Origin of the sequence: Pseudomonas sp. UFMG81, assembly GCF_015354575.1 — a bacterium.
Classification (GTDB): domain Bacteria; phylum Pseudomonadota; class Gammaproteobacteria; order Pseudomonadales; family Pseudomonadaceae; genus Aquipseudomonas.
Window position 1 is genome coordinate 23,881 of sequence record NZ_JACAFQ010000010.1, and the last position, 23,311, is coordinate 47,191.

A 23,311-nucleotide genomic window follows, 5' to 3' on the forward strand; every position below is an offset into this window, starting at 1 on the left:
GCCTCGCCGGCCGCGGCCAAAGTAAGCAAAACCGCCTGCTCCCATCATCCGGCCCCTACGCTGCGCTTCGGGGTTCCCTCACTCCGGCCTTGCTCCCGCGTGGACGCACCGAAGGGCCATCCATGGCCCATCGGTGCTCGATGGGCATCCATGCCCATCGCCCCGCTCCGCAAGTCCTACGTTCGGCCTCCTGAAGTCGCGTTTGGCGGTGACTGGACTATCGCGCGCTTAGAAGCAAGAGCAAGAGCAAGAGCAAGAGCAAGAGCAGATCGTGCTTAATCGTTGTTGATCTGTTGTTTGTAATGGCCTGTTCGCCGGCAAGGCCGGCTCCTACGGACGGTGTGCAGTTTAAAGTTCGTACACCCGTAGGAGCCGGCTTGCCGGCGAATGCAATTTGATATCCAACACAACAAACAACCAGCGACAGCTGCGCCAATATAGGCGCCGCCCCTAACTTCGCGACTTCAGGAGGCCGATCGGAGGGCTTGCGGAGGGAGGCGACGGGCATGGATGCCCGTCGAGCACCGATGGGCCATGGATGGCCCTTCGGTGCGTACTCCCGGGAGCAAGACCGGAGTGAGGGAACCCCGGAGCGCAGCGCAGGGGCCGTATGAATGGAGCGAGCATTTTTTGGTTACTTTTTGATGCTTCAAAAAGTGACCCGCCGTAAGGGCGGAAAGGTGAATAAGCGTCACACTCACAAATGGATATGCTCACAACTTAAAAACCGCCAACCAATTAACCAACCAATCAATTAACCAATTAACCAATCAACCAATCAACCAATCAACCAATCAACCAATCAACCAATCAACCAATCAACCAATCAACCAATCAACCAGCTTAAAGACCAAAACTTGATCGGCAGCACTAATGGAAAACCCCTAAAGTACGCCCAAGGAAAGTTGACACGCAGCCATTCAAGGATACCCCCCCTCACGATACTCCGAGGCCACCTCCCGCAACACCTCACACACCCACTGCGCCGCCGCCCCCTGATCCAAAGCCGCATTCCGACAGATCCCTACCGATCCCCCCGGCTCCCGAACCCCAAGGTCGAGCTCGACCAGCTCCCCCCGCCCAAGGTCGATCAGCACCGCATCCCGAGGCGCCACCCAGACCGCATCACTGCCCAACAGATAGCGCCGGCTCAACGCCAGCGATAACGTTTCCAGCCGCTGCACCGGCACCTGAATCCCGCATTGCACGAACAGGCTGTCGGCATGCTGGCGAATGGTCGTCCCCGGCGGCGGCAGCACCAATGGATAACGCCCGACCTGGCCCCGGTCGAAAGGCTCAAGCACCAGCAGCGGGTGCCCCGGCCGCACCACCAGGGTCATCGACTCGCTGTACAGGTGTTCGAACGACAAGCCCTGGATCTGCGGGCTGTCGGTCATGCGCCCAACCACCAGCTCCAGCTCGCCAAGGTGCAACTGCCCAAGCAACTGGGCACTCACGCCCGTGACCACACTGATCACCAGCGCCTCATGCCGCTGGTGCAAGCGGCACAACACCTCGGGCATCAGCAGCCCCTCGACCGTCGACAGCACGCCGATACGCACCTGGGACGGCGCCCGAGCCTCGCCCCGCACGCAACTCACACCATCGCGCAGCGCCTGCACGCTGGGCCCGGCGTAGCGCATGAAGCGGGTGCCGGCTGGGCTCAGGGTCACACCCTGATGAGTGCGCTCGAACAGCCGCGCCTCGAGCAGTTCTTCAAGCTCACGCAAGGTCTTGGAAATCGCCGGCTGGCTGATGGCGAGCACATCGGCGGCACGGGCCAGGCTGCCCTGCCGGGCAATCTCCAGGAAGCACAGCAGGTGGCGGAACTTGATGCGGGTATCGAGGTTCATGCGGGGCAGTGTATCTGCGTGGGCATGCGCTGTAATCCATTGCCATGGGGGTGTATTGGCAGTACCGGCCTCATCGCCGGCAAGCCGGCTCCCACAGGTACTCAGATAGCCGCTGACCCTGTGGGAGCCGGCTTGCCGGCGATGAGGCCGATACAGGCGTATGAGAACCCTATTGCCCGATCTCCACCTGCCCCGCCACCACCCGCACCGGCCACACCCGCAAGCGCTGCCCCGCATCCTCCAGGCAACGCCCGTCCCGCAGGCTGAAATGCTGCTTGTACAGCGGCGCCGCCACCACCAGCTCGTCCTGCACGCTGCCCAGCAGCCCGCGGCCGATGATATTGGCCCCCGAGCGTGGGTCGCGATTGTCGATGGCGTAGACCGCCTGGTCCTGCCCCGGCAGATAGAACAGCGCTACCTGCGCCCCCTCATGCCACACCACCACACCAGAGTCGGCGACCAGGTCGGTGGCCTGGCACACAGCCTGCCAGGTGGTTTGCTTTGCTACAGCAGCATTGGACAGGTTCATCAGACAGCCTCCTCATGGGTCGGGATCAAGTGCAGGGCTGCGGCAGGCCGACGCTGGCCACGCTCACGGACAAAATGCACATCAGGGTCGGCGCGCCGGTCGTTGACGAAGGTGCGGAAGCGCTTGAGTTTTTCCGGATCATTCAGGGCGTTGGCCCATTCGCATTCGTACTGCTCGACCACATGCTGCATCTGCGCTTCCAGCTCCGCGGCCAGGCCCAGGCTGTCGTCGAGGATCACCTGCTTGAGGTAGTCCAGCCCACCGTCCAGGCCTTCGCGCCACACCGAGGTGCGCTGCAGCTTGTCGGCGGTGCGGATGTAGAACATCAGCACGCGGTCGATCAGCCGCACCAGGGTTTCGTCGTCCAGGTCGGTGGCGAACAACTCGGCGTGGCGCGGGCGCATGCCACCGTTGCCGCACACGTACAGGTTCCAGCCCTTGTCGGTAGCAATCACGCCGATATCCTTGCTTTGCGCCTCGGCGCACTCGCGGGTGCAGCCCGACACCGCGAACTTGAGCTTGTGCGGCGAGCGCAGGCCCTTGTAGCGGTCTTCCAGGCGCAGGGCCATGGCCACGCTGTCCTGCACCCCATAGCGGCACCAGGTGCTGCCCACGCAGGACTTCACCGTACGGGTCGACTTGCCGTAGGCGTGACCGGTCTCGAACCCGGCCTCGATCAGTTCGCCCCAGATCAGCGGCAGCTCATGCAACTGGGCGCCGAACAGGTCGATGCGTTGGCCGCCGGTGATCTTGGTGTAGAGGTCGTACTTTTTCGCCACCTGACCGATCACGATGAGTTTTTCCGGGGTGATCTCACCACCGGGGATGCGCGGTACCACCGAGTAGGTGCCGTTCTTCTGCATGTTGGCCATGAAGGTGTCGTTGGTGTCCTGCAACGGCACCAGCGCCGGGTCCATGATCGGCTGGTTCCAGCACGAGGCGAGGATGTTGCCCACCGCCGGCTTGCAGATATCGCAGCCGACGTGGCCCTTGCCATGGCGTTCGAGCAGTTCAGCGAAACTGCGGATACCCTCGACCCGCACCAGGCCATAAAGCTCCTGGCGGGTGTAGGCGAAGTGCTCGCACAGGCTCTTGTCGACGGTCACCCCGCGGGCGGTGAGTTCGTGTTCGAAGACTTGCTTGAGCAGCGCCGCGCACCCCCCGCATCCGGTGGCGGCCTTGGTGCAGCCCTTGACCGCTGCAAGGTCGCCGCAGCCGCTGTCGATGGCCGCGCACACCGCGCCCTTGCTGACGTTGTGGCACGAGCAGATGGTCGCGCTGTCAGGCAAGGCATCGGCGCCCAGTGCCGGCGCGCCGCCACTTTGCGGCAGGATCAGCGCGGCCGGGTCGGCCGGCAGCTTGATGCCGTTCTGGGCGTATTGCAGCAGGGTGTCGTAGTAGCTGTTGTCGCCCACCAGCACCGCGCCGATCACGTGCTTGCCGCTGGCGTCCACCACCAGCCGGCGGTAGCTGGCGTTGGCTTCGTCGATGAAGCGGTAGCTGCGCGCGCCTGGCGTGGCGCCGTGGGCATCGCCGATGGAGCCGACATCCACCCCCAGCAACTTGAGCTTGGTCGACATGTCAGCACCGGTGAATTCAACGGCTGGAGCATTCATCAGCAGCGCCGCCAGATTACGCGCCATGGCATAGCCCGGAGCGACCAGGCCGAACACACTGCCGTTCCACGAAGCGCATTCGCCGATGGCGAAAATCTGCGGGTCGCTGGTGCGGCACTGGTTGTCGATCACCACGCCACCACGGGCGGCGATCTCCAGGCCGCTGGCCCGGCCCAGGGCATCCTGCGGGCGGATACCGGCGGAAAACACGATCAGGTCGGTTTCCAGGTGCTCGCCGCCGTCAAAATTCATGCGGTAGCGGTAGTCTTCACCGGCACTCACCGACTGGGTGGCGCGGGACAGGTGCACGCCCACGCCCAGCGCTTCGATCTGTGCCTTGAGTGCGGCGCCGCCATCGCTGTCCAGCTGTACCGGCATCAGCCGTGGCGCGAACTCCACCACATGGGCTTCCAGGCCCAGCGACTTGAGCGCGTTGGCCGCCTCCAGCCCGAGCAGGCCACCGCCGACCACCACGCCACGGCGGGCATCGCTGGCGGCGGCGCGGATTGCGTCGAGGTCATCGAGGGTGCGGTAGACCAGGCGCGCAGTGCCGCTGGAGCCTTCGATCGGTGGCACGAACGGATAGGAGCCGGTGGCCAGCACCAGCTGGTCGTAGCCGTAACGGCCGTCGGCGGTGACCACCTCGCAGCGTTCACGGTCAATGTTCAGCACCGCCTCGCCCAGGTGCAGGTGCACGCCGTTGTCGCCGTAATAGCCCTGCTCGCACAGGGCCAGGGTTTCAGCGCAGCTGCCGGCGAAGTATTCCGACAGGTGCACCCGGTCATAGGCACGCTGGCGCTCTTCACCGAACACATGCAGCTCGAAACGCTCGAGCGCGCCCTGCCCGATCAGTTGCTCGACACAGTGGTGGCCAACCATGCCGTTGCCGACGATCACCAGCCGTGCCCGTTGTGCGCCGTTCGCTGTTGCCTTCATAGCCGTTCCTCGATCACGGAAAACAAAAAGGCGCCTGGAGCGTTAGCTCCAGGCGCCTTTGCCTGTACTCATCAATGTGAGGCCCCTGGGTTGATCGCCGTTGATCAGTGGGGCTGTTGTGAATCTGTCAAAGCAGAGACTGTGCCAATTGCTGCGTGGGAGCGGGCTTGCCCCGCGAAAGCGTTATTGCTGCTGGCCCGCGCCGAATGCCATGCTGCCATCGCGGGGCAAGCCCGCTCCCACCCATGAAGCCGGGCGAACCAGGGCGGTGCATGGCTCCCCACACTGGTGCACTCAATACACATCCCGCCGATAACGCTTGTCGCGCCCCAACGCCTCGACATAGGCATCCGCCGCCGTCGCCTCCATGCCGCCGTGCTCGGCCACCAGCTTGCGCAATGCGATATCCACATCCTTGGCCATGCGTTGGGCATCGCCGCAGATGTAGACATACGCCCCCGCCTGCAGCCACTGCCACAGCTCGGCGCCGTGCTCCAGCAGGCGCTGTTGCACATAGATCTTCTCGGCCTGATCGCGGGAAAACGCCGTGCTCAGGCGCAGGTGCCCACTGGCCTGCCAGGCCTCCAGTTCTTCGCGGTAATAGAAATCGCAGGCCGCACGCTGCTCACCGAAGAACAGCCAGTTGCCCCCGCTGGCCGCGCGCACCTCGCGCTCCTGAAGGAACGCGCGAAACGGCGCCACCCCGGTACCGGGGCCGATCATGATGATCGGCAGGCTGTCGTCCTCGGGCAGGCGGAAGTGCCTGGACGGTTGCGGGAAGATCGCCACTTCCAAGGCCTGGGCCCGGTCGGCAAGAAACGCCGAGCAGACCCCCTTGCGCTCGCCATAGCGCACGGTGGACATCGTCAGGTGCACCTGCCCGGGATGCGCGGCTGGGCTGGAGCTGATCGAGTACAGGCGCGGCTGCAGCGGCTTGAGCAACGTCAGCCAGGTGTCCAGTGGCAACTGCTGGGGGTATTCGCGCAGCACGTCGGCCAGCTGACGGCCCCACAGCCAGTCTTTCAATTCGGTCTTGTCTTGCAGTAGAACTTGCAGCGCTTCGGCCGTCTGGCTGAACACCTCGAGCTGCTGCGGCGTAACCCGGGCGATTTCCAGGTGCCGCTCCAAGGCCTCGGCCAGCGGCATCGGCGCGTGCCCTTTGAGCTCGACGTGGGCCTGGCCATCGAGCTGCATCAGCGCCAGCAGTTCGATGACCAGCGCCGGGCAGTTGCGCGGCCAAACGCCCAGGGCATCGCCGGGTTGATAGGTGAAGCCACTGCCGCTCACGTCGAACACCAGCTGGCGGGTTTCCTTGGTCGAGCCAGGGCCGTTGAGCAAGCGGTTCTCCAGCACCGGCGCAAGCCAGGGCTGCTGCTTGCAGTAGCGCTCGACCGGCTCGGGCTCAATGCGCGCCGACGCGGTGCTGCCCAGCTCGGGCAGCAGGGCCGCCAGCCACGCAGCAAACGCCTCGTCGTGGTCCGGCTCGCAATCGACCCGCGCCAGCAAGCGTCGCCCGCCCAGTTCGGCCAGGCGCTGGTCGAGCTTGCGGCCAAAACCGCAGAACTGCTCGTAGCTCGAATCGCCCAGCGCCAGCACCGCAAAAGGCAGCGCCGTGCAATGCTCGCCCTCCTCCCCCTGCAACGCCTGCCAGAATGCCGCGCCACTGTCCGGAGCCTCACCATCGCCGAAGGTACTGGCGATCAGCAGCACGCTGGCGGCGCCCTGCAACTGCGCCGGGGTCACGGCCTCCATGCAGCTCAATTGCACCGCCAACCCAGCTTCGCGCAGGTGCTGGGCGCAGCGCTCGGCCAGGGCCTCGCCCGTGCCGGTCTGCGAGGCCCAGAGCACGCGGTGGCTGGGCGCTGCATCCATCACTGCCGGCACGCCCGCAGGCTGCGCGAACATGCCCGCCAGCAAGCCATCGACGAACAGACGCCGGGCCGGCGCCAACGGCGCACTGGCCGGCAGGCACGGCACGCCTTCGCTACGGACCTGGCCCAGGCCCAGCAGGAAGCCCTGCAGGTAGTGGCGTTCATCTTCGGCCAGTACTGGGGCCGGCAATGCGTCCAGGCCCAGCAGGTGGGACAGGGTGGCAGTCGGCATGGTGGTAGGCTCCGATGGCGTGGCGGTGGTCAGCTCGAGGGCCTCGATACGCTCGCCGGCCACCCGTTCCAGGGTCACGGCGCAGTGCTTGAAGGCCGGTTGCAGCGAGGTGGGGTCGACCGCATCGCAGGTCACGGCGTTGATCGCCAACTGCTCGCCGTAAAGGTCATTCCAGTGAAAGGGGGCAAAGCAGCTACCGGGCAACACCCGATCACTGAGGCGCACCGGCAGCAGCGCCTGGCCGCGACGGGAGCGGATCGCCACCTGGTCCTTGTCGGCGATGCCCAGGCGCCGGGCGTCGTCGGGGTGGATTTCGACGAAGGGGCCGGGCTCCAGTTTGTTCAGGCTCGGCACCTTGCCGGTCTTGGTCAGGGTGTGCCACTGGTGCTGCACACGGCCGGTGTTGAGCACGAAGGGATAGGCCTCGTCCGGCAACTCGGCCGGCGGCAGCCAGGGCCGGGCGAAAAAGCGCGCCTTGCCGCTGGGCGTGGGGAAGGCCAGCGCCGGCTGGACACCTTGTGCGTCACGCAGCATCTGCTGGCTGAAGCCATCGTTGCGGTAGCGCAGTGGGCTGCGATCGTCGGTGCGCCCGGGAGCACAGGGCCATTGCCGCGGACGTTCGCGCAGCTCGGCGTAGCCGATGCCACGCAGGTCGTAGCCGGTGGCCGGGTTCCAGAAACGGCGGATCTCTTCATACACGGCCTCGGCATCGGGGTAGTCGAAGGCCTCGGCATAGCCCATGGCGCAGGCGATACGGGCGATGATCCGCCAGTCCTCCAGGCTGTCACCGGGCGGCGCGATGGCGCGCGGCATCAGCGTAAGGTTGCGCTCGCTGTTGATCATCACCCCTTCACCTTCGGCCCACAGCGCGGCGGGCAGCAGGATGTCGGCATGGCGGTTGGTTTCGCTGTCGAGAAAGGCGTCCTGGCAGATCACCAGCTCGGCCTGGCCCAGGCCGTCGATCACCTGCTGGCGGTTGGCGACACTGGCCACCGGGTTGCTGCAGATGATCCAGCAGGCCTTCACATCGCCGACCTTCATCTGCTCGAACAGCGCCACGGTGCCCTCGCCGCCTTCGCTGCGCAGATGGCCCGGCGGCAACTGCCATTGCTGCTCGACGAACGCGCGGTCGGCCGCGACCTGCGCTGAACGTTGGCCCGGCAACCCCGGGCCCATGTAGCCCATTTCGCGCCCGCCCATGGCATTGGGCTGGCCGGTCAGCGAGAACGGCCCGCTGCCGGGGCGGCAGATGGCGCCGGTGGCCAGGTGCAGGTTGCACAGCGCATTGCTGTGCCAGGTGCCGTGGATGCTCTGGTTAAGGCCCATGGTCCAGCAGCTCATCCACTCGCCCGCCTCGCCGATCAGGCGTGCGGCCTCATGGATATCGGCCTCGCTCAGGCCGGTGATGGCGGCCACGCGCGCGGGTGTGTAGTCGGCCAAAAACGCCGGCAGTTCATCCCAACCCTCGGTGTAGCGGGCGATGAAGTCGGGGTCGGTATGGCCGTTGGCGTGCAGCAGGTGCAGCAGGCCGTTGAGCAACGCCAGGTCGCTGCCTGGGCGCACTTGCAGGAACAGGTCGGCCTTGTCGGCAGTGGCGCTGCGCCGGGGGTCGACGACGATCAGCTTGGCCCCGGCCTTGAGCCGATCGAGCAGGCGCAGGAACAGGATCGGGTGACAGTCGGCCATGTTCGCGCCGATCACCAGGAACACTTCGGCGCGCTCGAAGTCCTGGTAGCTGCCGGGCGGCCCGTCGGCGCCCAGTGACTGCTTGTAGCCACTGCCGGCGCTGGCCATGCACAGGCGCGAGTTGGACTCGATATGGCGGGTGCGGATGAAGCCCTTGGCCAGCTTGTTGGCCAGGTACTGCGCCTCCAGCGACATCTGCCCGGAGACATACAGGGCCACCGCGTCGGGGCCATGGGTATCGATGATGGCGCGCAGTCGGCCAGCCGCCTCGGCAATGGCTTCGTCCAAGGTGCTGCGCACCGGCTCCTGGCTGCGCTGGCGGCGCACGAAGGCCTGGGCCATGCGTCCGACACCAAGTGGCACATGGGCGGTCAGGCCCTTGGTGCACAGGCGGCCAAAATTGCTGGGGTGCTGTTTGTCGCCGCTGATCTTTACCACCTGGCCGTCGCTCACGCTCATGACGATGCCGCACCCCACCCCGCAATACGGGCAAACGCTGCGCACCTGGCTGCTGCTCATCGGCGATCTCCTGCTGATGAAACGACAAAGGCGCCGGCTGCCCCGCCTGCACTGGGCAAGCGGAGCAACACGGCGCCTTCGTCGTGATGAAATGCGGCCATCGGCGTTGACGGCCTTGATCAGTGATCTTCAGCAAATCCCGGGCCAGCTCATCGCGGAGCAAGCCCGCTCCCACGCAGCCCACATTCATGCGTGGGAGCGGGCTTGCCCCGCGATTGGCTCATGCACCGAGAGAGGGAGCGACGCACCAACGGGTGGCATGCCTTGACCGTTTCAACATATGATTCATATACGTTTCATATATAGGGATGATTCAACCATGGGCATCGTCAAGATCAACGACGACCTCCACGAAGACCTGCGCATCGCCAGTGCCGCCCTGTCGCGCTCGATCAACGCCCAGGCCGAACACTGGATTCGCCTCGGCATGCTTGCCGAACTGCACCCGCAAGCCACCTACCAGGACCTGCTGCGTCAACTGCTGCGCCAGGAGCAGGCCAACCTCAAGGAACTGCTGCAATGAGCAAGGTGATTCTCAAGGACCACGCCCAGCTTGAGCTGATGCGCCGCGCCGGCCAGTTACTGGCCCAGGTGTTCGCCGACCTCGACGGTTTCATCCGCCCGGGGGTGACCACGATGCAGATCAACGACCGCGCCGAGGCGTTCATCGTCGACACCCTCAAGGCGCGCCCGGCGAGCAAGGGCCAATATGGATTTCCCTATGCGCTGAACACCTCGGTGGACCATGTGGTGTGCCACGGCATGCCCAAAGCGGGCGAGGTACTGCAGGAAGGTTCGATCGTCAACGTCGACATCACCCTGGAACAGGGTGGCTATATCGCCGATTCGTCGAAAATGTACTGCCTGGGCCAGATCAGCGAGGATGCTCGGCGGCTGGTCGACACCACTTACGACGCACTCTGGAAGGGCATCGAGCAGGTACGCCCAGGCGCGACCCTAGGTGATATCGGCCACGCCATCCAGACCCACGCCGAGGCCGCCGGCTACAGCGTGGTGCGCGAATATTGCGGGCATGGCATCGGCCAGCAGATGCACGAGGCACCCGAAGTGCTGCACTACGGCCAGCCGGGCATGGGCATGAAGTTGCAACCGGGGATGGTGTTCACCATCGAGCCGATGATCAACCAGGGCGGGCGAGGTACCCGTGGCCTGCGCGATGGCTGGACGGTAATCACCCGCGACCACAGCCTGTCGGCGCAGTGGGAACATACCGTGGCAGTGACTGAGAGTGGGTATGAGGTGCTGACGTTGCGCGCAGAGGAAACCCGCAGCGCCTGAAGCGCGCCTCTGTGGGAGCAACTGTCTTGCACCGGTTTTCTGTAGGAGCGCCCCGGCAAGGCCGCTCCTACAGGGGCCGAGCAGGTCTCAGGCAAAATCGACAGACAAAAAAAAAGCGACCCTAAGGTCGCTTTCCTCGTTGCTTCCGGGTGTTCAGTGGGCCCTGGAAGCTTAATATGGCGCGGCGGACGGGACTCGAACCCGCGACCCCCGGCGTGACAGGCCGGTATTCTAACCGACTGAACTACCGCCGCGCTATACATCGAGTGGTGGGTGATGACGGGATCGAACCGCCGACCCTCTGCTTGTAAGGCAGATGCTCTCCCGGCTGAGCTAATCACCCTTTCGTCTCGGTGTGGCGCGCATTCTACGGAGGACCTCACACCCTGGCAAGCACTTTTTTCAATTTTTTTTGAAGTATTTTCAAAGACCTAGCGCAGCCACGCTTTTCTTCCTTTATAGGTAACTACTGGCCCTCTGACAGGGTTGGCCTGGCACCACCGCTCGGAGAATAATGCCCGCCTTATGTATTAAGGAGAGATTCCCCCTCATGTGGTTCAAGAACCTGCTGACCTACCGCCTGACCCAGGATGTCCCGTTCGAGCCTGAAGCACTGGAAGCTGCCCTGGCCAGCAAGCCGGCCCGCCCCTGCGCCAGCCAGGAACTGACCACCTACGGTTTCGTCGCCCCGTTCGGCAAGGGCGAAGACGCGCCGCTGGTACATGTCAGCGGTGAGTTCCTGTTGATCGCCGCGCGTAAAGAAGAACGCATCCTGCCCAGCAGCGTGGTCAACGACGCGGTGAAGGAAAAGGTCGAGGAGATCGAGACCGAGCAGATGCGCAAGGTCTACAAGAAGGAACGCGACCAGATCAAGGACGAGATCATCCAGGCCTTCCTGCCCCGCGCGTTCATTCGCCGCTCGATGATCTTCGCCGCCATCGCCCCGCGCCAGGGCCTGATCCTGGTCAACTCGGCCAGCGCCAAGCGTGCCGAAGACCTGCTGTCCACCCTGCGTGAAGTGATGGGCTCGCTGCCAGTGCGCCCGGTGACCGTGAAGATCGCCCCGGTGGCGACCATGACCGACTGGGTCAAGGCCCAGGCACCGGCCGCCGACTTCTTCGTCCTCGACGAATGCGAGCTGCGCGACACCGCCGAAGATGGCGGTATCGTCCGCTGCAAACGCCAGGACCTGACCGGCGAAGAAATCCAGCTGCACCTGAGCACCGGCAAGGTGGTCACGCAACTGGCCCTGGCCTGGCAGGACAAGCTGTCGTTCGTGCTCGACGACAAGACCGTGATCAAGCGCCTTAAGTTCGAAGAGCTGCTGCAGGAGCAGGCCGAACAGGATGGCGGCGACGAAGCGGCGCAGCAGTTCGATGCCAGCTTCCAGCTGATGATGATGACCTTCCGCGAGTTCCTGCCGGCGCTGTTCGAAGCACTGGGTGGCGAGGAGATTCCGCAAGGGGTCTGAGGCCTCAATGACATACCGCTGAAGACTCGGAGCTGATCTGTTGTCTTCACCGGCCTCTTCGCGGGCAAGCCCGCTCCCACAGGGAATGCGCAAGACCTGTGGGAGCGGGCTTGCCCGCGAAAGGGCCGGTGAAACCCTAGGCATATAAATAGAAAAGGACCTGCCCATGCGCGCCCTCGCCGCCCTCAGCCGCTTCGTCGGCAACACCTTCGCCCTGTGGGTGCTGTTGTTTGCCTGCCTGGCCTTTCTCATGCCGCAGTGGTTCATCGCCCTGAAGGTGGCCATCGTGCCGCTGCTGGGGCTGGTGATGTTCGGCATGGGCCTCACGCTCAAGCTCGACGACTTCGCTGCCCTCGCCCGCCAGCCCTGGCGGGTGGCGCTGGGGGTGGTGGCGCACTTCGTGATCATGCCGGGCATGGCCTGGCTGCTGTGCCAGCTGTTCCAGCTGCCGGCGGAAATCGCCGTGGGGGTGATCCTGGTCGGCTGCTGCCCAAGCGGCACGGCGTCCAACGTGATGGTGTGGCTGTCGAAGGGCGACCTGGCGCTGGCGGTGGCCATTGCTGCGGTGACTACCCTGCTCGCACCGCTGCTCACCCCGGCGCTGATCTGGTTCCTGGCCTCGGCCTGGTTGCCGGTTTCGTTCATGGACATGTTCTGGTCGATCCTGCAGCTGGTGATGCTGCCGATCGTGCTCGGGGTGCTGGCCCAGCGCTTGCTCGGTGCACGGGTGCAGCTGGCGGTGCAGGTGCTGCCGCTGGTGTCGGTGGTGAGCATCGTGATGATCGTCTGCGCGGTGGTGGCGGCCAGCCAGGCGAAGATCGCAGAGTCCGGTTTGCTGATCATGGCAGTGGTGATCCTGCACAACAGCTTCGGCTTTTTGCTCGGTTACCTCACCGGCAAGCTGTGCAAGCTGCCGCTGGCCCAGCGCAAGTCGCTGGCGCTGGAGGTGGGTATGCAGAACTCGGGGCTGGGCGCGGCGCTGGCGGCGGCGCACTTCTCGCCCCTGGCGGCGGTGCCCAGCGCGCTGTTCAGTGTGTGGCACAACATCTCCGGGGCGCTGCTGTCGACCTGGTTCAGGCGGATGGAAGCGCCTTCGCCAGAGGTTGAGAACATCGCACCTGCCCGAAACTGATGTTGCCTGCCCCGGCCTCATCGCCGGCAAGCCGGCTCCCACAAGGGCATCATGCGTTCGGTGTGGGAGCCGGCTTGCCGGCGATGAGGCAACCACCGATCCTCGAGCCTTGCCCCGGCCTCGGCAAATGGGCACTATAGTGCGCACTGTGAGGACGACCTCACGACGCTGCGCGTGATCGTATCGGGGACGGCCCCATCATTAATAGATGGAGACACACCATGTCCTGGATCATCCTGTTCTTCGCCGGCCTGTTCGAGGTTGGCTGGGCTGTCGGCCTCAAATACACCGACGGCTTCACCCGCCCCCTGCCCACCGTGCTGACCGTCGGCGCCATGGTCATCAGCCTTGGTTTGCTTGGCCTGGCCATGAAAGAGCTGCCGCTGGGCACCGCCTATGCCATCTGGACCGGCGTTGGCGCCGTGGGCACGGTCATCGCCGGGATCATCCTATTCGGTGAGTCCATGGCGCTGATCCGCCTGGCCAGTGTCGCCCTGATCGTCACTGGCCTGGTGGGCCTGAAGGTCAGCGCCAGCTGACCTTCTGCTTCATCCCTTCCTAACGCACATCGCCGCGCAGCAGGCTCACCTGCTCGCGCAGCACTTCGGGCTGCGCCGCCTCCACCGGGATGGCGGCGCCTGCCACGAGGGTCACCCGCGACCACAGGCGCTTGAAAAAGCCCTTGTTCGGATCGCGACTGAAGAAACTGCCCCACAGCCCCTGCAACGCCAATGGAATCACCGGTACTGGCGTCTCTTGCAGGATTCGGCTGACCCCGCCCTTGAACACATCGATCTCGCCGTCGGCACTGAGCTTGCCTTCGGGGAAGATGCACACCAGTTCGCCCTCGGCCAGGTACTGCTTGATGCGGGCAAAGGCACGCTCGTAGATGGCCTCGTCCTCGCCACGCCCGGCGATGGGGATGGTGCCAGCGGTGCGGAAGATGAAGTTGAGCACCGGCAGGTTGTAGATCTTGTAGTACATGACGAAGCGGATTGGCCGGCGAATGGCGCCACCGATCAGCAGCGCATCGACGAACGACACGTGGTTGCACACCAGCAAGGCGGCACCTTCATCGGGAATACGCTCAAGCTCGCGGTGCTGCACCCGGTACATCGAGTGGCTGAGCAGCCAGATGAGAAAACGCATGGTGAATTCCGGCACGATGCGGAAGATGTAGGCGTTGACCGCGATATTGAGCAACGACACCACCAGGAACAGCTGCGGGATGCTCAGCTTGGCCAAGCTCAACAGCACGATGGTGACGATCGCCGACACCACCATGAACAACGCGTTGAGGATGTTGTTGGCGGCGATCACCCGGGCCCGCTCGCCCTCGGCGGTACGCGCCTGGATCAGCGCATACAGCGGCACGATGTAGAAGCCACCGAAGATGCCCAGGCCTACGATCGAGGCCATGATCCACCAGGCCTGGCTCATGCCCAGCAGGTCCAGCCAGCTGTGTGGTGCGACAGCGGCCGGCACATCGCCCGAGTGCCACCACCACAACAGGCCGAACAGGGTCAGGCCGAACGAACCGAACGGCACCAGGCCGATCTCCACCTTGCGCCCACTCAAGCGCTCGCAGAGCAGCGAGCCCACGGCGATGCCCACCGAGAACAGGGTCAGCACCAGGGTGACCACGGTCTCGTCGCCATGCAGCCAGTCCTTGGCGTAGGCCGGGATCTGCGTGAGGTAGATGGCGCCGACGAACCAGAACCACGAGTTGCCGACGATCGAGCGCGACACCGCCGGGGTTTGCCCCAGGCCCAGGCGCAGGGTGGCCCAGGACTGCTTGAAGATATTCCAGTCCAGCTTCATTTCCGGTGCGGCAGCCGCCGCCCGGGGGATCCAGCGGCTGGCCAGGTAGCCGAACACCGCGGTGCCGACCACGCCACCGGCCACCACCGTGGCGTAGCTGGACGACGACATCATCACCCCGGCGCCGATGGTGCCGGCGAGGATCGCCAGGAAGGTACCCATCTCCACCAGGCCGTTGCCGCCCACCAGTTCCTCTTCGCGCAGGGCCTGGGGCAGGATCGAATACTTCACCGGGCCGAACAGCGCCGAATGGGTACCCATGGCGAACAGCGTGAGCAGCATGAGCTCCAGGTGGCTGGTGAGAAAGCCGATGGCGCCGACGGCCATGATCACGATCTCGGCCAGCTTGATGGCGCGGATCAGGCGGTCCTTGGCGAACTTCTCGCCGAACTGCCCGGCCAGCGCCGAGAACAGGAAGAACGGCAGGATGAACAACAAGGCGCAGAGGTTGACCCAGATCGAGCGGTCGCCTTCCAGGCTCAGCTTGTAGAGGATCGCCAGGATCAACGACTGCTTGAACAGGTTGTCGTTGAAGGCGCCCAGCGACTGGGTAATGAAGAACGGCAAGAAGCGCCGCTTGCCGAGCAGGGTGAATTGCGAGGGGTGGCTCATCGTCCGTGTACCTGGTTGGGCTTTGTCATTGGAGGCACGCACAGCGCCCGAAGCCACAAATCTGCACGCAGAGACCGTGCGTGGCAAGTTAGGCGCGCATCTTCGGAACGCTCCGACAAAGCGAGCCATCATCGCGGGGCAAGCCCGTTCCCACGGTTTGTGGCAGCGGGCCTGCCCCGCAATGATGCGCTCAACGCTGCGCGATGCACGGCGAGACGAACAGCTCCCCCCGCCACGCGCCACGCACGGTACGGCTGGCCACCAGCGCCCAGAGCATGGCCAGCGCCACCACCAGCACCTGGCCGAACACCTGGAAGAACCCCAGTTGCAGCCAGGCTGCCAGTTTCAAGGTGGCCAGGCAGTACACCCCCAGCGGGAAGGTGAAGCCCCACCAGCCCAGGTTGAACGGCATGCCCTGGCGCATGTAGCGCAGGGTGATCAGCACCGCCGTCAGCAACCACCACAACCCCGCGCCCCACAGCACGATACCCGCCACCAGCCCCAGGCCACGGGCCACCTCACCCAGCGAACCCAGGCCATTGGCGGCGAACACCGCCGGCGCATCGCCACCGAGTACCAGCATGCCCAGCGCGCCGGTGCCGATCGGCCCCAGCGCCAGCCAGCTGGAGGCGGCCATGTTGGCCGGCGGCAGCTTATGCAGGGCCATGCGCAGCATGAGGATGGTGAGGATGCTGAACGCCACCGGCAGCGACACCGCCCACATCACGTAGCTGGTGATCACCACCAGGAACTGCGCATGTGCATCCGCCAGGTGCGGCGCCAACAGCCCGCCGCTGGCGGCGGCCACCTCCGCCGCCACCACGGGCAGCAGCCACACCGCGGTCATCTGGTCGATGCTGTGCTCCTGGCGGGTGAACATCAGGTAGGGGATGGCCACCCCGCACAGCAGAGCCAGGCCTACGTCCAGCCACCACAGGGTCTGGACCCAAGGCACCACCGCGTCACCCCAGCGGGCCAGGCCGAACACCAGCGCGCCATTGAGGATGGTGGCCAGGCCCATGGGGATGGTGCCGAAGAACATCGACACGGTGGAGTGGGCGAAGATCCGCCGGGCCTCGTCGAAGAACATCACCCAGCGGGCGCCATAAAGGACACAGAACAAGGTGAACAGGCCGATGGTCAGCCACCACAGGCCTTCGGCGAGGCTGTCCAGCAGCGGGATCTGCAACTGGTGGAAAGCCAGCGCCAGTACGCCGGTACCCATGGTCGCGGCGAACCAGTTCGGGGTGAACTGGCGGATCACCTCGCGGGGATGGGCCAATTGGCTGAACGGGCGCCACGACGGTGCGCGGGTCTGGGTGCATGGCATGGGGATGTCTCCTGGCCTTGTGTAAGGTGGAACCATCTTATGCCTGCATAGAATATCTATATAACGGGTAATTTCTCTATCTGTTATCGATTTTAAAGATATAGCCTGTGCCACGGCGCCTGGCATATGCTTGGCCGCTAACAAAGACAAGGATCCGTCGATGCTCCGCGCCCTTAGAAGCTACCCTAGCGCCGTCCGCCTGTTGCTGCTCACCACCTTCACCCTGACCACGGCCCGGGCGATCACCCTGCCCTACCTGGTGGTGTACCTGTCCGCGCACATGGCCCTGTCTGTCGGCCAGACCGGCCTGCTGGTCGGTGGCGCGATGTTCCTGGCATCGTTGCTGAGCCTCTATGGCGGGCATCTGGTCGATACCCTGCGCAGCCACACGCTGATCGTCGCGAGCACACTGGTGTTCGCCCTGGCCATCGCGGGGATGGTGGCGAGCACCTCGGCCGTGCTGTTCTTCTGTTTCCTGGTAGTGGCCAACCTGGCCCAGAGCGTGGTCGACATTGCCGCCAAGGCGGGCTTCTGCGCCTTGCTGCCCGAGGACCGGCGCGGCGAAGTGTTCGCCATCAAGTACACCTTCAACAATATTGCCTGGGCCGCCGGGCCGATGCTCGGGGTGTTGCTGATCGAGGCCAGCGACCACCTGCCGTTCCTGGTTTCGGCCCTGATCGGCCTCGGCCTGAGCCTGCTCTACCAGCGCCTGGGCGAACGCGGCCTGCTGAGCCAGGGCGAGGACAAGCCGGCGGCAGGCTTCGCGCAAGTCGCCCTGGGCATGCTGCGTGACCGGCGGCTGGTGTGCTTCACCCTGGGCGGCGTGCTCAGCGCCGTGGTGTTCGGGCAGTTCACCGCCTACCTGTCGCAGTACCTGGTGGTGAGCATCCACGACCCCGCCGAAGTGGCGCGGCTGGTGAGCTACCTGGTCACCACCAACGCCCTCACCGTGATCGCCCTGCAATACCTGATCGGCCGGCGCATTGCCCGCCAGCACCTGATGCCCTGGCTGATGGCCGGCATGGCCATGTTCGTCGCCGGGCTGCTGGGGTTTTCCCTGGCCGGCTCGGCACTGGCCTGGTGCCTGGCGATGCTGGTGTTCACCCTGGGCGAGATCATCGTGATTCCCGCCGAGTTCATGTTCATCGACCTGATCGCGCCGGAGCATCTGCGGGGGGTCTACTACGGGGCGCAGAACCTTTCCAACCTGGGCGCGGGGCTGGGGCCGATGCTGGTGGGCCTGGCGCTGGGGCACATGGCGCCGGCGGCGGTGTTCTACCTGTTGATCGGGTCGGTGCTGCTGGCGGCGGTGTTCTATTGGCTGGGGACGCGCGGGGCGCAGCAGCTGTAGGAGCGGCCTTGTGCCGCGAAAGGAGTGCGCAGCGCTCCCCGCGTCTTGGGCATGGCTCGCGATAGCCGGGGCCGCTACGCAGCCCTTTCGCGACACAAGGCCGCTCCTACAAGGACCGCGCTGTGGCTGCGACGTCCTGCCACTGCGACCAACGTCGGCGCTGACGAACCTGCGCCTGCGTGCCAGACTGATTGATCGTGACCGCGTTTCATTTTTTGCTCCGGAGTTTGCATGTCGTTGTCCAGCGGGCTGATCGCCGTGGTCGCCCTGGCCTATATGGCCATCATGTTCGCCATCGCCTTCTATGGCGACCGCCGCAGCACCCCGTTGCCGCCGAAGCTGCGTGCCTGGGTGTACAGCCTGTCGCTGGCGGTGTACTGCACCAGCTGGACGTTCTTCGGCGCGGTTGGCCAGGCCGCCGAGCAATTGTGGGCGTTCCTGCCGATCTACCTGGGGCCGATCCTGCTGCTGATGTTCGCGCCCTGGGTGCTGCAGAAGATGGTGCTGATCAGCAAACAGCAGAACATCACCTCCATCGCCGACTTCATCGCTGCCCGCTACGGCAAGTCGCAGACCCTGGCCGTGGTGGTGGCGCTGATCTGCCTGGTCGGCGTGCTGCCCTACATCGCGTTGCAGCTCAAGGGCATCGTACTCGGGGTGAACCTGCTGATCGGCGCCAACGCCGACGCCACCGGCAGCCGCGTGCAGGACACCGCGCTGGTGGTGTCGCTGGTGCTGGCGCTGTTCGCCATCGTGTTCGGCACGCGCAGCCTGGACGTCACCGAGCACCACCGCGGCATGGTCCTGGCCATCGCCTTCGAGTCGCTGGTCAAGTTGCTGGCGTTCCTCGCCGTGGGCGCCTTCGTGGTGTTCAACCTGTACGACGGCTTCGACGACCTGTTCACCCAGGCGCGCCAGTCGGTGCACCTGGAAAGCTACTGGCAGGAGACCATCAACTGGCCGTCGATGGTGGTGCAGACCGCCGTGGCGATGATGGCGATCATCTGCCTGCCGCGGCAGTTCCACGTGACCGTGGTGGAGAACATCGAACCCCAGGACATGCGCATGGCGCGCTGGGTGTTCCCGCTGTACCTGGCGTTGGCGGCGCTGTTCGTGGTACCCATCGCCCTGGCCGGGCAGATGCTGCTGCCGGGCACGGTGATCTCCGACTCGTTCGTGATCAGCCTGCCGCTGGCCGAGGCCCACCCGAGCCTGGCGCTGCTGGCGTTCATCGGCGGCGCATCGGCGGCCACCGGTATGGTCATCGTCGAGGCCGTGGCGCTGTCGACCATGGTCTCCAACGACATGCTGCTGCCCTGGCTGCTGCGGCGCAACAACGCCGAGCGGCCGTTCGAGGCGTTCCGCCACTGGATGCTGTCGGTGCGCCGGGTGACCATCGTGGTCATCCTGCTGCTGGCCTACGTCAGCTACCGCTTGCTCGGTTCCACCGCGAGCCTGGCGACCATCGGCCAGATTGCATTCGCCGCCGTCACCCAGCTGACCCCGGCGATGCTGGGGGCACTGTACTGGAAACAGGCCAACCGCCGCGGCGTGTTCGCAGGCCTGGCCGCTGGCATTTTCCTGTGGTTCTACACCCTGGTGCTGCCGATCACCGCCCACAGCCTAGGCTGGTCGCTGTCGCTGTTCCCGGGCCTGGCCTGGCTGCACGGCAACCCGCTTGACCTGCCGATCACGCCACTCACGCAAGGGGTGGTGCTGTCGCTGGCGGGCAACTTCACGCTGTTCGCCTGGGTCTCGATCCTGTCGCGCACGCGGGTGTCGGAGCACTGGCAGGCCGGGCGCTTCATCGGCCAGCAGACCAGTGCCCGGCCCAGCAGCAAGCCGCTGCTGGCGGTGCAGATCGACGACCTGCTCAAGCTCGCCGCGCGCTTCGTCGGTGAAGAACGCGCGCGGCAGAGCTTCATTCGCTTCGCCTACCGCCAGGGCAAGGGCTTCAACCCCAACCAGAACGCCGACGGCGACTGGATCGAACACACCGAGCGGCTGCTGGCCGGCGTGCTTGGCAGTTCCTCGACCCGCGCCGTGGTCAAGGCCGCCATCGAAGGCCGGGAGATGCAGCTCGAGGACGTGGTGCGCATCGCCGACGAAGCCAGCGAGGTGCTGCAGTTCAACCGCGCCCTGTTGCAGGGCGCCATCGAGAACATCAACCAAGGCATCAGCGTGGTGGACCAGAACCTGCGCCTGGTGGCCTGGAACCGCCGCTACCTGGAGCTGTTCAACTACCCCGACGGGCTGATCAGCGTTGGCCGCCCGATCGCCGACATCATCCGCTACAACGCCGAGCGTGGCCTGTGCGGCCCGGGCGAGGCACAGGTGCACGTGGCCCGGCGTCTGCACTGGATGCGCCAGGGCCGCGCGCATTCCTCGGAGCGCCTGTTCCCCAACGGCCGGGTGATCGAGCTGATCGGCAACCCCATGCCGGGCGGTGGCTTCGTCATGAGCTTCACCGACATCACCCCGTTCCGCGAAGCCGAACAGGCCCTGCGCGACGCCAACGAGGGCCTGGAGCAACGGGTAGCCGAGCGTACCCATGAACTGTCACAGCTCAACCAGGCGCTGACCGAGGCCAAGAGCCGCGCCGAGGCGGTCAGCCAGTCGAAGACCCGCTTCCTCGCCGCCGTCAGCCACGACCTGATGCAACCGCTCAACGCCGCGCGGTTGTTCTCCGCGGCATTGTCGCAACAGGCCGAAGCCATGAACGACGAGGCGCGCCAGTTGGTGCAGCACATGGACAGCTCGTTGCGCTCGGCCGAGGAGCTGATCAGCGACCTGCTGGACATCTCGCGCCTGGAGAACGGCAAGGTCACCCCGGACGTCAAGGCCTTCGCCCTGGACGAGCTGTTCAACACCCTGGGCGCCGAGTTCAAGCTGCTAGCCGCCGAGAAAGGCCTGGAGTTCCGCCTGCGCAGCAGCCGCCTGCGGGTCGACAGTGACATGAAACTGCTGCGCCGGGTGCTGCAGAACTTCCTCACCAACGCCCTGCGCTACGGCAAGGGGCCGATCCTGCTTGGCGTGCGGCGCCAAGGCGAACGGCTGTGGCTGGAGGTGTGGGACCGCGGCCCAGGGATCGCCGACGACAAGCTGGCGGTGATCTTCCAGGAGTTCAAGCGCCTGGACAGCCACCAGACCCGCGCCGAGAAAGGCCTGGGTCTGGGCCTGGCGATCGCCGATGGCCTGTGCCGGGTGCTCGGTCATCAGTTGGAGGTGCGTTCGTGGCCGGGCAAGGGCAGCGTGTTCCGTGTCAATGTGCCCATCGCGCGCAGCCCAGCACCCGCGACGCCGGCACCGGTGGAACAGGCCGGGCAACCGCTGGCGGGGCTACAGGTACTGTGCGTGGACAACGAAGACAGCATCCTGATCGGCATGAACAGCCTGCTCAGCCGCTGGGGCTGCCAGGTATGGACCGCGCGCAACCAGGCCGAGTGCGAGGCACTGCTGGCTGAAGGCCTGCGCCCGCACCTGGCGCTGGTGGACTATCACCTGGACTTTGGCGAGACCGGCACCGGGTTGATGGGCTGGCTACGGGCGCGCCTGGGCGAGCCGGTGCCGGGGGTGGTGATCAGTGCCGACGGGCGCAACGAGACCATCGCCATGGTTCACGCCGCGGGCCTGGACTACCTGGCCAAGCCGGTCAAGCCGGCCGCCCTGCGCGCCCTGCTCAATCGGCATCTGAGCCTGGTTCAGTAAGGGCCTCGTCGGCCAGGGCCCGTTCAAGCAGCTCGGCAGGCAGGCTCTTGCTGGCCCGGGCACCGAGCAGCTTGAGCTGTTCGCTGCGGCTGACCAGGTTGCCACGCCCTTCGCAGAGCTTGTTGCGCGCCGCGGCATAGGCTTTGTCGACCTGCGCCAGGCGCGCACCGAGCTCGTCCAGGTCCTGGATGAACAGCACGAACTTGTCGTACAGCCAGCCGGCGCGCTCGGCGATCTCGCGGGCGTTCTGGCCCTGGCGCTCCTGCTTCCACAGGCTGTCGATCACCCGCAGGGTGGCCAGCAGGGTGGTCGGGCTGACGATCACGATCTGCCGGTCGAAGGCCTCCTGGAACAGGTTCGGCTCGGCCTGCAAGGCTGCCGAAAAGGCCGCTTCGATGGGCACGAACAACAGCACGAAATCGAGGCTGTGCAGGCCCTCCAGGCGGTTGTAGTCCTTGCTCGACAGGCCTTTGACGTGGTTGCGCAGGGAAAGTACATGCTGCTTGAGCGCCGTTTCATCGTTGTTGCTGACGAACTGCTGGTAGGCGGTAAGGCTGACCTTGGCGTCGACCACCACCTGCTTGTCGCCCGGCAGCATGATCAGCACATCGGGCTGGAAACGCTCACCATCGGCGCTCTTGAGGCTGACCTGGGTCTGGTATTCGCGGCCCTTCTCCAGGCCCGCGTGCTCCAGCACACGCTCCAGGATCAACTCGCCCCAATTACCTTGAGTCTTCTGGCCCTTGAGCGCCTGGGTGAGGTTGGTGGCTTCGTCGGACAGGCGCAGGTTGAGCTGTTGCAGGCGTTCGAGCTCCTTGCCCAGGGAGAACCGCTCGCGCGCCTCCTGCTGGTAGCTCTCCTCGACGCGTTTTTCGAAGGCCTGGATGCGCTCCTTGAGCGGGTCGAGCAGTTGGCCCATTTGCTGCTGGCTGGTCTGGGCGAAGCGCTGCTCGCGCTCGTCGAAGATCTTGGTGGCCATGTCGGCGAACTGGGCGCGCAGGGTGTCACGGGCTTCCTGCAAGTCTTCCAGGCGCTGCTGGTGGCTGTCCTGCTGTTCGCGCAGCTCAGCTTCCAGGCGGGCGGCCTGGGCCTCCAGGCGGCGCTGCTCGGCTTCGCGGCCGGCCCGCTCGAGGCTCCAGGCGTGGGCGGCGTCGCGGGCGTTGTCGCGGTCAATCTGCAACAGCTCCAGCTCGCGACCCTGGGCGGCCAGCTGGGCCTGCTTGACGGTGTTGGCTTCGCTCAGGTCGCTGACTTCGTCACGGCTGGACTCCAGCTGCGCTTGCAGGCCCGCCTGGGCCATTTGCGCGGCGTTGAAGCGTTCTTCGAGCAGGGCCTGTTCGGCCTT

General features: G+C 65.3%; 14 protein-coding genes and 2 tRNA genes. 7 read left to right on the top strand and 9 right to left on the bottom strand.

Going from position 1 to position 23,311, the window contains the following annotated elements; genetic code table 11:
• Nucleotides 1–920: 920 nt before the first annotated feature.
• The 4 genes from pcaQ to IX761_RS09905 all read right to left on the bottom strand — a co-directional run bounded on the left by pcaQ (nt 921) and on the right by IX761_RS09905 (nt 9,242).
• A complete protein-coding gene (pcaQ, locus tag IX761_RS09890) occupies nt 921–1,853 on the bottom strand; it encodes a pca operon transcription factor PcaQ (protein WP_194789414.1) in 933 nt (310 codons plus the stop codon).
• A 169-nt stretch (nt 1,854–2,022) separates the two neighbouring features.
• The gene (gene nirD, locus IX761_RS09895; RefSeq protein WP_194789415.1) at nt 2,023–2,382 is read right to left on the bottom strand and encodes a nitrite reductase small subunit NirD; all 360 of its coding nucleotides are present in this window, start codon (nt 2,380–2,382) and stop codon (nt 2,023–2,025) included.
• The gene (gene nirB, locus IX761_RS09900) at nt 2,382–4,934 is read right to left on the bottom strand and encodes a nitrite reductase large subunit NirB (RefSeq protein WP_194789416.1); all 2,553 of its coding nucleotides are present in this window, start codon (nt 4,932–4,934) and stop codon (nt 2,382–2,384) included. Before nirB ends, nirD begins: the two co-directional genes overlap by 1 nt.
• A gap of 294 nt (nt 4,935–5,228) precedes the next feature.
• The gene (locus IX761_RS09905; RefSeq protein ID WP_194789417.1) at nt 5,229–9,242 is read right to left on the bottom strand and encodes a bifunctional nitrate reductase/sulfite reductase flavoprotein subunit alpha; all 4,014 of its coding nucleotides are present in this window, start codon (nt 9,240–9,242) and stop codon (nt 5,229–5,231) included.
• Between the two features lie 319 nt (nt 9,243–9,561).
• On the opposite strand from IX761_RS09905, the gene IX761_RS09910 reads away from it, so the two are divergent.
• The gene (locus IX761_RS09910) at nt 9,562–9,765 is read left to right on the top strand and encodes a ParD-like family protein (protein ID WP_194789418.1); all 204 of its coding nucleotides are present in this window, start codon (nt 9,562–9,564) and stop codon (nt 9,763–9,765) included.
• Nucleotides 9,762–10,541: a type I methionyl aminopeptidase gene (gene map / locus IX761_RS09915; protein WP_194789419.1), complete on the top strand. Its 780-nt coding sequence runs from the start codon at nt 9,762–9,764 to the stop codon at nt 10,539–10,541. The genes IX761_RS09910 and map overlap by 4 nt, the downstream gene beginning before the upstream one ends.
• A 177-nt stretch (nt 10,542–10,718) precedes the next feature.
• Here map and IX761_RS09920 read toward each other — a convergent pair.
• Both IX761_RS09920 and IX761_RS09925 read right to left on the bottom strand, forming a co-directional pair.
• Nucleotides 10,719–10,795 (bottom strand) — tRNA-Asp (locus IX761_RS09920).
• A gap of 13 nt (nt 10,796–10,808) precedes the next feature.
• A tRNA-Val gene (locus tag IX761_RS09925) sits at nt 10,809–10,884 on the bottom strand.
• A gap of 207 nt (nt 10,885–11,091) precedes the next feature.
• Between IX761_RS09925 and rdgC the strand changes: the two genes are divergently transcribed.
• From rdgC to sugE, 3 genes are all read left to right on the top strand, one after another.
• Entirely contained in the window at nt 11,092–12,012 is a 921-nt protein-coding gene (gene rdgC / locus IX761_RS09930) for a recombination-associated protein RdgC (protein ID WP_194789420.1), read from the top strand.
• Between the two features lie 166 nt (nt 12,013–12,178).
• A complete protein-coding gene (locus IX761_RS09935; RefSeq protein WP_194789421.1) occupies nt 12,179–13,144 on the top strand; it encodes a bile acid:sodium symporter family protein in 966 nt (321 codons plus the stop codon).
• Between the two features lie 221 nt (nt 13,145–13,365).
• Nucleotides 13,366–13,683 carry a quaternary ammonium compound efflux SMR transporter SugE gene (sugE, locus tag IX761_RS09940; protein WP_153784979.1) on the top strand — a complete coding sequence of 106 codons (318 nt, stop codon included), beginning with the start codon at nt 13,366–13,368 and terminating at the stop codon, nt 13,681–13,683.
• 19 nt (nt 13,684–13,702) lie between these two features.
• On the opposite strand, the gene IX761_RS09945 is transcribed toward sugE, so the two are convergent.
• On the bottom strand, nt 13,703–15,577 hold the full coding sequence (locus IX761_RS09945; RefSeq protein WP_194789422.1) for an MFS transporter: 1,875 nt from the start codon (nt 15,575–15,577) through the stop codon (nt 13,703–13,705).
• Between the two features lie 190 nt (nt 15,578–15,767).
• Nucleotides 15,768–16,907 carry a TDT family transporter gene (locus IX761_RS09950; RefSeq protein ID WP_194789423.1) on the bottom strand — a complete coding sequence of 380 codons (1,140 nt, stop codon included), beginning with the start codon at nt 16,905–16,907 and terminating at the stop codon, nt 15,768–15,770.
• Between the two features lie 160 nt (nt 16,908–17,067).
• Here IX761_RS09950 and IX761_RS09955 point away from each other — a divergent pair, with 160 nt between their 5' ends.
• Entirely contained in the window at nt 17,068–18,258 is a 1,191-nt protein-coding gene (locus IX761_RS09955) for an MFS transporter (RefSeq protein ID WP_194789424.1), read from the top strand.
• A gap of 231 nt (nt 18,259–18,489) precedes the next feature.
• Nucleotides 18,490–21,966, top strand: coding sequence for a PAS domain-containing hybrid sensor histidine kinase/response regulator (locus IX761_RS09960; protein WP_194789425.1), 3,477 nt, complete (start codon nt 18,490–18,492; stop codon nt 21,964–21,966).
• Here IX761_RS09960 and rmuC read toward each other — a convergent pair.
• Nucleotides 21,938–23,296, bottom strand: a complete 1,359-nt coding sequence (gene rmuC, locus IX761_RS09965; RefSeq protein ID WP_194789507.1) for a DNA recombination protein RmuC — start codon at nt 23,294–23,296, stop codon at nt 21,938–21,940. The two genes, IX761_RS09960 and rmuC, sit on opposite strands and share 29 nt — an antisense overlap.
• Between the last annotated feature and the right edge of the window lie 15 nt (nt 23,297–23,311).

Coding starts and splice junctions, on each gene's coding strand:
- pcaQ (WP_194789414.1), bottom strand. CDS start 1,853: ATGAACCTCGATACCCGCATCAAGTTCCGCCACCTGCTGTGCTTCCTG.
- nirD (WP_194789415.1), bottom strand. CDS start 2,382: ATGAACCTGTCCAATGCTGCTGTAGCAAAGCAAACCACCTGGCAGGCT.
- nirB (WP_194789416.1), bottom strand. CDS start 4,934: ATGAAGGCAACAGCGAACGGCGCACAACGGGCACGGCTGGTGATCGTC.
- IX761_RS09905 (WP_194789417.1), bottom strand. CDS start 9,242: ATGAGCAGCAGCCAGGTGCGCAGCGTTTGCCCGTATTGCGGGGTGGGG.
- IX761_RS09910 (WP_194789418.1), top strand. CDS start 9,562: ATGGGCATCGTCAAGATCAACGACGACCTCCACGAAGACCTGCGCATC.
- map (WP_194789419.1), top strand. CDS start 9,762: ATGAGCAAGGTGATTCTCAAGGACCACGCCCAGCTTGAGCTGATGCGC.
- rdgC (WP_194789420.1), top strand. CDS start 11,092: ATGTGGTTCAAGAACCTGCTGACCTACCGCCTGACCCAGGATGTCCCG.
- IX761_RS09935 (WP_194789421.1), top strand. CDS start 12,179: ATGCGCGCCCTCGCCGCCCTCAGCCGCTTCGTCGGCAACACCTTCGCC.
- sugE (WP_153784979.1), top strand. CDS start 13,366: ATGTCCTGGATCATCCTGTTCTTCGCCGGCCTGTTCGAGGTTGGCTGG.
- IX761_RS09945 (WP_194789422.1), bottom strand. CDS start 15,577: ATGAGCCACCCCTCGCAATTCACCCTGCTCGGCAAGCGGCGCTTCTTG.
- IX761_RS09950 (WP_194789423.1), bottom strand. CDS start 16,907: ATGCCATGCACCCAGACCCGCGCACCGTCGTGGCGCCCGTTCAGCCAA.
- IX761_RS09955 (WP_194789424.1), top strand. CDS start 17,068: ATGCTCCGCGCCCTTAGAAGCTACCCTAGCGCCGTCCGCCTGTTGCTG.
- IX761_RS09960 (WP_194789425.1), top strand. CDS start 18,490: ATGTCGTTGTCCAGCGGGCTGATCGCCGTGGTCGCCCTGGCCTATATG.